This is a genomic window from Micromonospora sp. NPDC051296, from assembly GCF_040682255.1.
Classification (GTDB): Bacteria; Actinomycetota; Actinomycetes; order Mycobacteriales; family Micromonosporaceae; genus Micromonospora; species Micromonospora craterilacus.
On record NZ_JBFBAO010000171.1, the window covers coordinates 1 to 13,981 of the forward strand.

Annotated in this window: 9 protein-coding genes; 5 read left to right on the forward strand and 4 right to left on the reverse strand. The window is 73.3% G+C overall.

What is annotated here, in order from left to right; all coding sequences use genetic code 11:
- A partial coding sequence (locus tag AB0M52_RS18840; RefSeq protein WP_363955022.1) for a BTAD domain-containing putative transcriptional regulator occupies positions 1 to 2,319 on the reverse strand: 2,319 nt, incomplete at its 3' end.
- A 184-nt stretch (positions 2,320 to 2,503) separates the two neighbouring features.
- On the opposite strand from AB0M52_RS18840, the gene AB0M52_RS18845 reads away from it, so the two are divergent.
- Positions 2,504 to 3,217 carry a right-handed parallel beta-helix repeat-containing protein gene (locus AB0M52_RS18845; RefSeq protein WP_363955025.1) on the forward strand — a complete coding sequence of 238 codons (714 nt, stop codon included), beginning with the start codon at positions 2,504 to 2,506 and terminating at the stop codon, positions 3,215 to 3,217.
- A gap of 85 nt (positions 3,218 to 3,302) precedes the next feature.
- On the opposite strand, the gene AB0M52_RS18850 is transcribed toward AB0M52_RS18845, so the two are convergent.
- Both AB0M52_RS18850 and AB0M52_RS18855 read right to left on the reverse strand, forming a co-directional pair.
- Entirely contained in the window at positions 3,303 to 4,136 is an 834-nt protein-coding gene (locus AB0M52_RS18850) for a nitroreductase/quinone reductase family protein (RefSeq protein ID WP_363955028.1), read from the reverse strand.
- Between the two features lie 299 nt (positions 4,137 to 4,435).
- Complete coding sequence (locus tag AB0M52_RS18855) at positions 4,436 to 4,909, reverse strand: DUF1992 domain-containing protein (protein WP_363955031.1); 474 nt, start codon at positions 4,907 to 4,909, stop codon at positions 4,436 to 4,438.
- 99 nt (positions 4,910 to 5,008) lie between these two features.
- On the opposite strand from AB0M52_RS18855, the gene AB0M52_RS18860 reads away from it, so the two are divergent.
- Positions 5,009 to 5,659 carry a LysE family translocator gene (locus tag AB0M52_RS18860; RefSeq protein WP_363955034.1) on the forward strand — a complete coding sequence of 217 codons (651 nt, stop codon included), beginning with the start codon at positions 5,009 to 5,011 and terminating at the stop codon, positions 5,657 to 5,659.
- A 27-nt stretch (positions 5,660 to 5,686) separates the two neighbouring features.
- On the opposite strand, the gene AB0M52_RS18865 is transcribed toward AB0M52_RS18860, so the two are convergent.
- On the reverse strand, positions 5,687 to 7,753 hold the full coding sequence (locus AB0M52_RS18865) for a beta-galactosidase (protein WP_363955037.1): 2,067 nt from the start codon (positions 7,751 to 7,753) through the stop codon (positions 5,687 to 5,689).
- Positions 7,754 to 7,914: 161 nt separating this feature from the next.
- Between AB0M52_RS18865 and AB0M52_RS18870 the strand changes: the two genes are divergently transcribed.
- The 3 genes from AB0M52_RS18870 to AB0M52_RS18880 form a co-directional block, all read left to right on the forward strand.
- Entirely contained in the window at positions 7,915 to 10,263 is a 2,349-nt protein-coding gene (locus AB0M52_RS18870; protein ID WP_363955040.1) for a TIM-barrel domain-containing protein, read from the forward strand.
- Positions 10,264 to 10,510: 247 nt separating this feature from the next.
- Complete coding sequence (locus AB0M52_RS18875) at positions 10,511 to 11,728, forward strand: ROK family transcriptional regulator (protein ID WP_363955043.1); 1,218 nt, start codon at positions 10,511 to 10,513, stop codon at positions 11,726 to 11,728.
- A gap of 143 nt (positions 11,729 to 11,871) precedes the next feature.
- Positions 11,872 to 13,981, forward strand: a 2,110-nt coding sequence (locus AB0M52_RS18880; RefSeq protein WP_363955046.1) for a glycoside hydrolase family 3 C-terminal domain-containing protein, incomplete at its 3' end; no start/stop codon positions are given.

Here is a 13,981-nt window from a genome sequence, read left to right on the forward strand (position 1 = left end):
CTCGCTCGCCCAGCTCAGGGTCAGCAGGGTGTGCGCCTGACCGACCCGGTCGGCGAGCTCGTCCAGCAGCACCAGAGCGCACTCCAGGTGACCACGGGCCAACTCGAACCGACCGGTTTCGGAGTAGGCGGGGGCGACGTCGCGGTGCGCCTGCGCCCTCGCCGCCCGGTCGCCGTCACGCTCGGCGGCGGCCAGCGCGTGGTTCTGTACGGCGATCAGGTCGTCCCAGTGGCTCCGGCGGCTCAGGAAGGTGGTCAACGCCCACGCCAACTGCCAGACGTGCCGGTCGAAGCCGTGCCGGGCGGCCAGCTCGACCACCCGCAGAAGCACCCCGTGTTCCTCGGCGAACCAGGCCAACGCCTGCGCGTTGTCCGCCGGCTCCTCCGGCTGCACGCCCGCCTGAACCGGCGGCGGCACGACCGGATCCCGCAGCGGGGACAGTCGCCCGTCGGCGGTGCACGCACTGCGCAGATAGTGGTCCACGATCCGGCGCAGGGCGGTGCGGCGTGGCTCCGCGGGCTCCGACTCGACCATCTCCGCCGCGTACGCCCGCAGCAGATCGTGGCAGGTGTACCTGCCCGGCACCCGTTCCACCATCAGCTGCGCCCGGACGAGTTCGCCGAGGATGAGACGCACCTGCCGCTCGGGCAGGGCGGCGAGGCTGGCGGCGGCCCGCACCGAGATGTCCGGCCCGGGATGCAGCCCGAGCAGTAGGAACAACCGCGCCGCCGGCTCGCCGAGCGCCCGGTACGACCAGGAGAAGACCGAGCGCAAGTCAGTGACCGGGTCCCCGCCGCCCGCGAAGCCGTCGAGACTGCCCTGCGACTCGGCCAGTTCCCGGTCCAGCGCGGCGAGCGGGAACCCGGGGTGGGCCGCCGCGCGGGCCGCCACGATCGCCAGCGCCAGCGGCAGCCCGGAACATCGGTCGACGATTCCCTGCACCGGCCTCGGCTCGGCCGCCATCCGGCCGTCGCTCAGCCGGCTCGCCAGCAGCTCGCGGGCCTCGGCGGCGGTGAGCAGGTCGAGGGCGACCGGGCTGGCACCCTCGACCGCCACCAGGCCCGACAGCTGTTGGCGGCTGGTCACCACGACCGCGCATCCGGGTACGCCCGGCAACAGCGGGCGCACCTGCTCGGCGTCGCGGGCGTTGTCGAGCACGATCAGCATTCGCCGGCCGGAGAGCAGGCTGCGGTACAGGCCTACCTGCGCGTCCAGGTCCGTCGGCACCGACCCGGGCGGCACACCGAGCGCGTCGAGGAAACCGCGTAGCGCCACCACCGGTGGCATCGCCTCCGCAGAGGGCTCGAAGCCGCGCAGGTTCACGTACAACTGCCCGTCGGGAAACCGGTCCAGGTTGTCGTGGGCCCACCGCAGCACGAGCCAGGTCTTGCCGATCCCACCCATCCCGCCGACGGCCGAGATGGCGACCCCGCCACCCGGTTCGGCCTGCCGGTCGACGGCGTTGGTCAGGGCGGCCAGTTCCCGGGCCCGGCCGGCGAACATCGCCGGCGGCGCTGGCAGCTGCCGGGGCGGCTGAGCAGCGGCAGGTCCGGCAGCTGCCCGCGGCACGGCCGAGGCGGCGAACTCGCGATCGCCGTGGAGAATCCGCAGATGCAGCTCCTGCAGGTCGGGACCGGGGTCGACGCCCAACACGTCGGCCAGGCGGTGCCGGATCCGCTGATAGTGGTCGAGGGCCTCGGCCTGCCTGCCGGAACGGGACAGCGCCAGCATGAGCTGGCCGGCGAGACGCTCGTCCAACGGCTGTTCGGCAAGACCTCGCGACAACTCGGCCAGCAGCGTCGAATGCTGACCGCTACGTAGGGCGACGTCGGTCCGGTCGCGCTCGGCCGCGAGCCGTCCCTGATGCAAGGCGGTACGAAGGATGTTGAACCAGGGCGTGTCCAGCGGCGCGAACGCCTCACCCCGCCACAGGCTGATCGCCTCGTCGAACTGCCGCAGGGCGTGGTCGTCGTCGCAGGCCCGGCGGGCGCGTGACACCAGCTCGTGGAAACGGTGCAGGTCCACTGCCATCGGGTCGACCGTCAGCAGGTAGCCGCCCCGTTGCCGCACGATGCCGACGTCCTCGGCGCCGCTCAGACACCGTCGCAGTCGCGACAGGTAACTGTAGAGGGAGCCTTGGGCCCGCTGCGGCGGCCGATCCACCCACACCCGCTCAATCAACTGGTCGATGTGCACGACCTTGTTCGCCTCGACCAGCAGCACCGCCAGCACGCATCGCTGTCGTACGTGGCCGAGATCGACCGGATCGCCGTCGATGAGCGCCGCGACGTCGCCCAGCAGCCTGAACTCCACGACCATGAGCCCTCACTGTCCGCCGCTGACGCCCACCACCTGCCACCCATTCTGATCTGTGAATTCAAGATTCCGGCAAGCTTTTGCATAGGGCGGGACGCGGATGCTGACTGCACGGGGCGGGCACGGACACATAGGTCCGCCGCCCCTCAGGACCGTCCGCATCCCTACTCACTGATTGGGATTCTCCGTGCTCAAGCGTGGATTGATCGCCCTGGCCGGCAGCGCCACACTCGTCATCGGACTCATCGCACCGGCTCAGGCCGCCGTCACCGCCAAGTACCCGGGGCAGGTCAAGTGTCCCAAGGGTGACTATCAGCTGTGCATTGACGGCGGCCCCGGCGGATTCACCATCAGCGGCAGGAAGTTCTCCGGCCACGCCAACGCGATCCTGCTCAGGAACGTCAAGAACGTCACGGTCAGCGGGAACGAGTTCAAGAATCTCAGCGGTTCCACCGGATACGCCGCGGTCCACGTGAAGAACTCCTCCGGCATCGTGATCAGGAAGAACGTTTTCGCCAACCTGCGCAACGGCGGGATGATGCACGGGGTCTACCTGGTCAAGACCTCGGGCAGCAGCATCACCGGCAACAAGTTCTCGTCGATCACCGGCGATCCCGTGCGGATCAGGGACGGGAGCAAGAACAACGTGGTGAGCGGGAACACCTTCACCAAGACCGGCCAGTACGCCATGTTCAGCGAGTGGGGCCGGCTGGACAAGAGCGAGGCGTGCGGAAGCGGCAACATCTTCAAGAACAACAAGTACGGAGCCGGCTACTCCGGCAAGACGATCTCGGTGATCAAGTGGGGCGGCCGTGGGGGTGGCAGCACCGGGCTACCCCTCACCTGGGGCAACTGCAAGAAGGCCAGCATCGTCAACAAGGGCGGCAACACCAGGATCTAGGGTCGGCGTGATCGCCCCAACGGGGGCCCTGGAAGCGCCGGCGGGGCACGCGCCCCGCCGGCGCCCAGTTCGTCACCGACCGACGTCAGCCGACGCCGTCGAGCACCGGGATCAGCTGCTCCTCCTCGTACGCCAGATGTGCCTCCAACTCGGCGACGAGCCGGGCGACCTGCCCGCGGACCTGATCGCGGTCGGCGCTCTCGGCGGTGAGGACCTGCCGCAGCTCCCCCACCAGCGCGGCGACCCGCCGGTGTTCCTCGCGTAGCCGGTCCAGCACGGGCGCCAGGTCCGGGCGCTGCGCGCCGAGGCCGGCGAACATGCCCTCGTCCTCCTTGACGTGGTGGCCGTGCAGGTTGCCGCACACGGTCAGGCAGTTCACCCGCAACTGGGCGCCCAGCACCGGACCGGAACGGTCGACCTCGGCGCGGATCAACGCCAGCTCCCGCCGGAACGCGTCGTGGATCAACTTCAATGCCGCGCCGAACGACGACGCGGCGGGCGGCCCGGCCGGCTCGGGGTGGAGCGCCACCACCGGGATCACCCGGGACGTCTTCGCCTGGTACCCGGCCCAGCCGGGGTCGGCCGCCGCGGCGCGGGCGAAGAGGCGGTCACGCTCGGCGCCGGTGAGCACCTCGGCGCGGGCCGGGTAGCTGAAGGCCCCGTCCTCGACGGTGACCTGCGGGTCGGCGACCAGATTGTGGTACCAGTGCGGATGCCGGTCCGCGCCCCCTGCGGAGGCGATCACCAGGATCCGCTCCTGCCCGTCGGGCAGGTACGCCACCGGGGTGGTGTGCGTGGCGCCGGTACGCGCCCCGGTGGTGGTGAGCAGGATCAGGCGGGCACCCTCGAACGGGCCGCCCACCCGGCCGTCGTTGGCCCGGAACTCGTCGATGATCTGCTGGTTGAAGTCGTTCGGCATGCTCTGCTTTCTGCTCCGACAGGAGTCGGCCACGTCGACGACGCCGGTGGCCACGGCGAAGATCGCGCCCGAACACGGCGCGGGGTACGACAGCGCGCGCCTCGAACAGGCGCGGGGATTACGCGATGGGGACGGCGGGCCGCGGGCCCGCTCCCGGCTCACCGGCGGGCCGGGTACCCCGTCCGCTCGTGGCCCATGGCCGACCCGGCAGTCACCTGACCGACCGTAGTCGACCCGACCAACACCGGCAACGCTGCCGGCGGCGCGAGGTTGCCCGGAGCGGACAGCGGTGCGTTGAGTCAGGCGGCGCGGCGCCGGCGGAACGGGAGCCAGGCCCGCCGCGGCGCGGACGACGGCGGGGCAGCGGGCGTCCCCGGTTCGGCGGCGGCATCGCGGTCGGCCCGCCACCGCTGCACGACGGCGTCGGCGTCGACCGGGCGCACCACGACCCGCGGGCCCGTCGGGTTGCGCAGCCAGGCCATCACCTGCGCGTTCAGGTCGGCGACGCAGGCCCGGACGGCCTGCTCGGTCGGCAGGTCGCGGACCTCGTCCGGGAGCCGCTCGATCTGGCGGCGCAGCAGCAGCGGGGTGGGCAGCAGCAGGTCGGTCGGCACCTGCTCGCGTTCCAGGAAGCTCTTGATCCACCAGGATTCGTCGTAGGGCATGCCCCGGCCCGGGATGGGTCTGCACGCGCCGGGCAGGTTGTCGAACTCCCCGCGTTCCTGGGCCGACCGGATCTGCGCCTCGACCGACGCCTCCCACCTCCTGTCCACCTGCTCACCTCCCCGGACTCACCGTAACGCGGGCGGCGTCACCGCAGCGCAGCGTCGCCAGCGTTAGGCTCGGGCGGGACGTGGGACGGGGGTCACGCAATGGTGAGTGCGGCCGGAGTCGTCGGGATCGCGCTGGTCGCCCTGGGACTGGTGCTGACGCCGGGACCGAACATGGTCTACCTGGTGTCGCGGTCGGTGACCCAGGGCCGGCGGGCCGGGTTGATCTCGCTGCTCGGGGTCGCCGCGGGCTTCGCGGTCTATCTGGGCGCCGCGGTGGCCGGCATCGCCACGGTGTTCGTGCTGGTACCGGCGTTGTACACGGCGGTCAAGCTGGCCGGCGCGGCGTACCTGCTGTGGCTGGCGTGGCAGGCGGTACGTCCGGGCGGCCACTCGCCGTTCACTCCGGCGCCGCTGCCGCCGGACCCGCCCCGGCGGCTGTTCACCATGGGGCTGGCCACCAATTTGCTCAATCCGAAGATCGCGATCCTGTACGTCTCGCTGCTGCCGCAGTTCATCGACCCGGCCCGGGGCAACGTGGCGGTGCAGAGCCTGCTGCTGGGCCTGACCCAGATCGCGGTGGCGTTGACGGTGAACGCGTTGATCGTGCTGACCGCCGGGGGGATCGCCGGGTTCCTGAGCCGCCGACCGTTGTGGCTGCGGGTGCAGCGGGTGCTGATGGGCACGGTGCTGGCGACGCTGGCCGTGCGGATCGCGGCCGACCGCTCCCGGGCCGCCGTCGCCACCCCCTGACCGGGTTCGCCGGCCGGCGCCCGTCGCTCAGCCGGTGCGCTCGCGGAGCACGGCAACGCCGCCGGGTGGCAGGGTGACCGCCTCGTCGATCCGGACGCCCGTTAGCAGTTCCGCGCCCCGCGCCGGTACGCGCCGGTCCCGGTCGGTGTGGTTGAACAGGAACAGCCAGCTCACGCCGTCGCCTCGGCGGCGTACCGCCTCGATGCCGGCGGGCGCGTCCGGGTGGACGGGGGTGGCGCCGGCGGCCTGAGCGGCCCGGTCGAGCAGCCGGCGGTAGGTGTCGTCGTCGGGTCGGGTGGAGACGTACCAGGCGGTGCCGGCACCGCTGCGGTGTCGGGTGACCGCGGGTCGCCCGTCGAGCAGCCCGCCGGCGTACGAGGTGACCACGTCCGCTCCGGCCAGGTGCAGTGTCTCGGCCCAGATCCGTCCGGTCCCGCCGTCGGCGAGCCGGACGTGGTCGCCGTCGGCGAGCGGGTGGAACTCCTCCGCCCGGACGCCGAGCACGTCGCGCAGCGCGCCCGGGTAGCCGCCGAGCCGTACCCGGGCGTGCTCGTCGGCGGCCCCGCTGAGGTAGGTGGCCAGCAGGTGGCCGCCGCGCTGGACGTGCTCGCGTACCCAGCCGGTGGTGGCGTCGCTGACCAGGTAGAGGGCGGGCAGCACGAGCAGCCGGTACCCGTCGAGGGGGTCGCCGGGCACGACGACGTCACAGCCGTACCCGGCGTGCCACAGGGCGCGGTGGGCGGCGGCGACCTCGTCGTGGTGGTCCAGTCGGGTCGACGGTAGGCCGGGGTGGCGCAGCGCCCAGCCGCTGGCGGCGTCGACCGCGAGGGCGACGGACGCCTCGACGGTGCCCCGGATCTCGGTGAGCCGCTCCAACGCCGCGCCGAGGTCGACCGCTTCGCGGAACACCCGGCTGTCCGGGCCGGCGTGCGGCACCAGAGCGGAGTGGAAGCGCTCGGCGCCGCCGGCGGGTGCCCGCCACTGGAAGAACATCGCGCCGTGCGAGCCGCGGGCGACGTGGGCGAGGCTGTGCCGGAGCATCCGCCCCGGTTCCTTGGTGTGCATCCGCCCGGTGGTGTGGATCTGGTTGGGGGCGCTCTCCGTCAGCAGCCACGTCGGTGCCGGGTCGGGCCGGGCGGGCGCGCCACGATCCGGGGCGGCCGGCGGGTCGCCCGCCGCCGTGGCGGTGGCGTGTCGGCGGGCGGCCGCGTGCCGGGCCCAGCCGCGGGCCAGGTCGCCGACCAGGGCGGTCTGTTCCTCCGCGCCGACGTCGACCGCCGAGGGGTAGTGGTCGACGGCCACCAGGTCGACCTCGCCGGCCCAGCGGGCGTGGTCGACCGGCACCCAGTCGCCGAGGACGTAGTTGGTGGTGACCGGGATCGCCGGGTTCGCCGCGCGGAGCAGGTCGCGTTGCTCGGCGTACGCGGCGAGCAGGGTGTCCGACCAGAACCGGCGGAAGTCGAGGAGTTGGCCGGGGTTGGCCAGGTACTGGGTGGCCCGGGGGGTGCTGATCTGAGCCCAGTCGGAGTAGTGCTGGCTCCAGAAGCTGGTGGTCCAGGCGTCGTTGAGGGTGGCCAGGTCGCCGTGGCGGTCGGCCAGCCAGCGCCGGTACGCCCGGGCGGTGTGCTCGCAGTGGCAGGTGGTGCCGTACTCGTTGTGCACGTGCCACAGCGCGAGGGCCGGGTGGTGGGCGTACCGGTCGGCGAGGGCGCCGGCGATGCGTAGGGCGGCCTCCCGGTAGGCCGGGGTGGCGGCGCAGTAGGTGTCCCGGCTGCCGTGGTGCAGCCGGACCCCGTCGGCGGTGACCGGCAGCGCGCCCGGGTGGGCGAGGGAGAACCAGGGCGGCGGGGACGCCGTGGGGGTGGCCAGGGCGACCCGGATGCCGCCGCCGTGCAGCAGGTCCAGCACCTGGTCGAGCCAGTCGAAGGTGTACCGGCCGGGCGCCGGTTCCAGCCGGGACCAGGCGAACACGCCGACGGTGACCAGGTTGACCCGGGCTCGGCGCATCAGCGCGACGTCCTCGGCCCACACCCGCGCCGGCCACTGCTCCGGGTTGTAGTCACCGCCGTAGCAGAGCCGGGCGTCGCTCCACATGCCACCACCGCCAATTTAGTTGAGGAGGCGTCCAAACTATGGAGCGGCTTTGCCCATGTCAACGCCGCTGATATTTCCGGAATCGATGAATCTCGTTGACAGTTCGTTGGGTATTTAAAGAAACTGACGGCACCGCCCGTGCCGTCGTCGAGGAGACGCTGATGCCGTACCGACCGCCGTTGGTGCCCTACGAGACCTTCGTTGCCGACCCGCCCGAGCTGCCCGTGCGGGCCCCCGGCGAGGGCGGCGCGGCCGTGGTGAGTCGGGCCGAGGTGGCCGGCACCGACCCGCACGGCGTCACCTTCAAGGCCGCGCTGGCCGACGGCGTGACGACGGTGGTCCGGGTCGACGCGGCCGGTGACGGGGTAATCCGGGTACGCCTCGCCGAGGACCCGCAGGCCCGCAGCCGCTCGGCGCGCGCCGTGCCGCTGGTCCACCCGCGGACCCACCCGGCCACGGTCACCGTCGAGGACCGGTACGTACGCGTGGCCGCCGGCGCGGTGGTCGCCGAGATCCAGCTCGACCCGTGGCGGATCCGCTTCCTGCGTCCCGACGGTTCCCTGCTCGTCGAGCAGGACCGGGGCACCGTCGACATCAGCGGCCGGCGGCGCACCCTGCCGTTCGGGCGCTCCACCGCTGACGGGGTGCGCCTGGCCTGGCACGAGAGCTTCGTCGCGCCGGGCGACGAGCGGTTCGTCGGCTTCGGCGAGAAGTTCACCCCGCTGGACAAGCGCGGCCAGCGGGCCCTGATGTGGAACTTCGACGCCTTCGGCAGCGAGTCCGACCGCTCGCACAAGAACGTGCCGTTCTACCTGTCCAACCGTGGCTACGGGGTGCTGGTCGACAGCGGGTTGCCGGTGCAGTTCGACGTCTGCCAGTCCACCCACAGCGCGGTGCAGATCCTGGTCCCCGACGACCTGCTCGACTACTACGTGCTGGCCGGGCCGAGCCCCGCCGAGGTGCTGGACCGCCTCGACACCCTCACCGGCCGCCCCTACCTGCCGCCCAGGTGGGCCTTCGGCGCCTGGATCTCCTCCGGCTTCTACCCCGACAGCCAGCAGCAGGTGCTGGAGCGGGCCCGACGTATCCGGGACCGGGACATCCCCTGCGACGTGCTGCACCTGGACTGCTACTGGCAGGTGGCCGGACGCTGGTCGGACCTGCGCTGGGACGCCGAGGCGTTCCCCGACCCGGCCGGGATGCTGGGAACCCTCGCCGAGCAGGGCTTCCGGGTCTGCCTCTGGATGAACCCGTACCTGATGACGGACAGCCCGCTGTACGCCGACGCCGAGCGGGCCGGCTTCTTCCTGCGCCGATCCGACGGCAGCACGTACGTCGCCGACGTGTGGCACGGCAGCTACCCGGCCAGCGCCATCGTGGACCTGACCAACCCGGCCGCGGTCGACTGGTTCACCGGGCTGCTGCGCCCACTGCTGGAGCAGGGCGTGGCCGTGTTCAAGACCGACTTCGCCGAGGGGGTGCCGGCCGACGCGGTGGCCCACAACGGGATGACCGGCGTCGAGCTGCACAACGTGTACACCCTGCTGTTCAACGACGTGGTCGCCCGCGTCACCGAGGAGGTGGCCGGGCACCGGACGGTGTGGGCCCGCTCGTCGTACCTGGGCGGGCAGCGGCACAGCGCGCAGTGGAGCGGCGACGTCAACGCGACCTGGCCGGCCCTGGCCAGCACGCTGCGCGGCGGGCTGTCCCACGGCCTGTCGGGGGTGCCGTTCTGGAGTCACGACACCGGCGGGTTCCACGGCACCCCGGAACCCGACCTCTACGTCCGCTGGTCGCAGTTCGGCGCGCTGTCCCCGCTGGTGCGGCTGCACGGCACCACCAGCCGGCTGCCGTGGGACTTTCCGGCCGAGGCGGAACGCCACGCGGTGGCCGCGCTGCGGTTGCGCTACCGGCTCATGCCGTACCTCTGGTCGGCGGCGGTGCGGGCCGCGCGTACGGGCGCGCCGATGATGCGCGCCCTGCTGGTCGACACCCCGGACGATCCGACGGCCTGGACCACCGACCTGCAGTACCGCCTCGGGACGGATCTGCTGGTCGCGCCGGTGACCGATCCGTCCGGCCGCCGTGACGTCTATCTGCCGGTCGGGGACGACTGGATCGACGCCACGACCGGTGAGCGGCACGCCGGCGGGCGGTACCTGTCGGTGGCGGTGCCGTTGTCCCGGATGCCGCTGTTCGTCCGCCGCGGCGCGCTGCTGCCGCTGGTCGCCCCGGGCGCCACCGTCGGTGAGGGCGCGTTCCGGGACGTCACCCTGGTCAGCTGGGGTGCCGTCGACGGCTCGACGGTGGTGCACGACGTGGACGGCGACACGATTATCGAGGCGGTCCGTGACGGTGCGGAGTTGCGGATTCGGACGCGGGGGCCGCTGCAGGTGGGGCAGTTGGTCCTTGCCGGGGTCGGCGATGCCGACCTGCCGGCCCGGTCACTGCTGAACGGCGCGGCGGTGACCGTCGTGCCCTTCGCGGGGCTGTTCCCCGCGCAGGGCTGACCGTCCCGTGCGGCGCCTGGCCTGGACGGAGCCGGGCGCCGCACGGGACGGGGTCGGCCGTTCCCGGCGGGTTTGCGGAGCAGGAGCCCCGGGCTAGGATTAGTTGGGGACCCGAACAAATTAATCGACGGTGATCCGTCCCACGGGACAGGGTGTGCCGGCGGCCCGGACGGCATGATCGCTCCCGGGACCGCGGTACGCGATGATGGACGCGCGCCGCGACACCGGCGCAGGGAGCGGGCAGATCGTGATCAGCATCCACAACGAACCGCAGCCGACCGACCTCGGCGACGTACGGGTCGCCAACCGCGCGGTGGTCCTGCGGCACGTACGCCTGCACGCCCCCTGCTCCCGCGCCGACATCGCCGCGCGGACCGGGCTCAACAAGGCGACCGTCTCCAGCCTGGTGGCCGAGCTGATCGAGCAGCGGCTGGTCCGCGAAACCGGGCTGACCGAGAACCGGGTCGGCCGCCCGGCGACGATGCTCGTGCTCGACGGCGAGCCGTACGCCGCCCTGGGTCTGCAGATCGGCGCCGACGAACTGGTCGCGGTGGCGATCGACCTCGGCGGCAACCGGCTGCTCACCTGGCGGCGGGCCTTCGCCGCCGGCACCGTCCCTGCGGCCGAGACGGTGCGGGCGCTGGCGGCGCTGGCCCGCCGAGCCGTCGGGCGGGTCACCGCCCAGGGCCGCACGGTCCTGGGCCTCACCCTCGGCGTCCCAGGGCTGGTCGACTCGGCCGGGGCGGTGCCGCTGGCCACCGCCCTGGACTGGCGGGACGTGCCCGTCGCGGCCGACCTGCGCGCCGCCCTGCGGGAGCCCGCCTTCGCCATCGGCGTCGACACCGTCGCCAACCTCGCCGCCCTGGCCGAGCAGCGACACGGCGCGTACGCGGGCACCGCCGACCTGGTGCACCTGACCGGCGGGATCACGGTCGGCGCGGGCATCATCGCCGCCGGCCGGCTGCTGCGCGGCGGGCGCGGCTTCGCCGGCGAGATCGGCCACGTCTCGCTCGACCCGGCCGGGCCGGTCTGCTCCTGCGGCGGCCGGGGCTGCCTGACCGCGCTGGTCGGCCTGCCCGCGGTGGTCCGCCGGCTGCTGCCGGACGCCGAGGCCGACGGCCCGATCACCGACTACCTGCCGGAGCTGGACCGGATCGTGGCCCTGGCCCGGCAGGACGACCCCACCGTGCTGAGCGGGCTGGCCGACACCGGCCGGCACCTCGGGCGCGGCGTGGCGGTCCTGGCCGACCTGCTCAATCCGGAGGCGGTGGTGCTGGGCGACCACTTCGCGACCCTGGCGCCCTGGCTGCTGCCGGCGGCCCGGTCGGAGCTGGCCGCGCGGGCTCTCGCGCCCGGCGCCGGAGGCTGCCGGCTCGACGGGTCGACACTGGACACAGCGGCGGCGCTGGGCGGCGCGACCGCCGCGCTGGCCACCGTCGAGGCCGGCCGGCTGCCGACCCGCTGACGAGTCTTGACCGGATCCGTCGCGGGTGCCAACCTCGAAGCAAGCCGCTCCGTTCGGGCACCCGGGGCGGCTTGCTTCTCACGGTTTGTCGAAGCGCTTCGCCAGCGTCCGGGCCGACGACCGTCACCCCACCGTCACCTGCGATGCCGCTCGGCCATCCGCCGTCGAAGCGCTTCGACCGCCGGCGCGCCGGGCACTGGAAGGCGATCCCCATGACCGACCCCACCACGCCCCACCCGCGTGATCGTGTCGAAGACCTGCTGGCCCGGCTCACCCTCCCGGAGAAGATCGGCCTGCTGCACCAGTGGCAGGCACCGGTGCCCCGGCTCGACCTGCCCTCGTTCCGCACCGGCACCGAGGCGCTGCACGGTGTCGCCTGGCTCGGCCCGGCCACCGTGTTCCCCCAGGCGATCGGGCTTGCCAGCAGCTGGAATCCCGACCTGATCCGCGCCGTCGGCACCGCCGTCGGCGACGAGGTGCGCGCCAAGCACCACGCCGACCCCGACCGGGTCGGCCTCAACGTGTGGGCGCCGGTGGTCAACCCGCTGCGCGACCCGCGCTGGGGTCGCAACGAGGAGGGCTGGTCCGAGGACCCGTGGCTGACCGGCCAGCTGGCCACCGCGTACGCCGAGGGTCTGCGCGGCGACCACCCTGAGCGGCTGCGTACCGCCCCCACGGTCAAGCACTTCCTTGGCTACAACAACGAGACCGACCGGGCCACCACCTCCAGTGACCTGCCGCCCCGGGTGCTGCACGAGTACGAACTGCCCGCGTTCCGGGCCCCCCTCGCCGCCGGCGCGGCGGTCGCGGCGATGGCCTCGTACAACCTGGTCGACGGGGTGCCGGCGCATCTGAGTCCGCTGATCGACGGCGAGCTGCGTCGCTGGGTGCCCGGTGAGGTGTTGGTGGTCGGTGACGCGGGCGCGGTGACCAACATCGCCGGCGTGCAGGGCCACCTGCCCGACCAGGTCAGCGGGTTCGCCGCCGCGCTGCGCGCCGGGATCGACAGCTTCACCGAGGACGACGCCGACAGCACACCGACCCGGGAACGCCTGACCGAGGCACTCGAACGGGGGCTGATCACACCGTCCGACGTGGACCGGGCGGTACGCCGCATCCTCACCATCCGGCTGCGCCTGGGCGACCTGGACCCGCCGCACACCGACCCGTACGCGGCGACCTCGCCGGACGTGGTCGACTGCCCGGCCCACCGGGAGCTGGCCCGGGAGGCCGCCCGCCAGTCCGTCGTGCTGCTGGGCAACTCCGCACTGCTCCCGCTCGCGCCCGGGGCGCGGGTCGCCGTGCTCGGCCCGCTCGCCGACGCGGTGCACGAGGACTGGTACAGCGGCACCCTGCCGTACGCGGTGACCGCGTACCAGGGCCTGGCCGGCCGGCTGCCGGAGGTCACCACCCATCCCGGCAGTGACCGCGTCGCGCTGCGGGTGGGCGATCGGTACGTGGGCTGCCCGGACACCGCCGAGGGTGGCCCGTTGACCGTCGGCGCGGACGCCACCTGGTTCGACGTCGTCGACTGGGGCCGCGACACGGTGGCGCTGCGGGCCGTCGGCAACGGCCGGCACGTCGGCGCCGACGACGACGGCGCCCTGGTCAACGACCGCCCCGGGCCGGGCGGTTGGGTGGTCCGGGAGACCTTCCAGTTCGACCCGCTGCCCGGCGGCACCGTGCTGCTGCGCCACCTGGCCACCGACCGGTACGTCATCGTCGACACCGACGGGCGACTGCGGGTGGACGCCGACGGACCGCAGGCCGCCACCGCCTTCGCCATCGACCTCGTCGCCGACGGCGCGGCCGAGGCCGCCGCGCTGGCCGCCGCCGCCGACGTCGCGGTGGTGGTGCTGGGCAACCACCCGATGGTCAACGGACGGGAGACCGAGGACCGGGTCGACCTGGCCCTGCCGGCCCGGCAGGAGGCGCTGCTGCGCGCCGTGCACGCCGCCAACCCCAGCACCGTGCTGGTGGTGACCAGCAGCTACCCGTACGCGATCGGCTGGGCGCAGGCGCACCTGCCGGCGGTGCTCTGGTCGTCCCACGGCGGACAGGAGCACGGCACCGCCCTGGCCGACGTGCTGCTCGGTGACGCCGATCCGGGCGGCCGGCTCACCCAGACCTGGTACGCCGACGCCGCCGACCTGCCCGACCTGCTCGACTACGACGTGATCGGCGCCGACTCCACCTACCTGTACTACCGGGGCGACCCGCTGTACCCGTTCGGGCACGGTCTCTCCTACACCC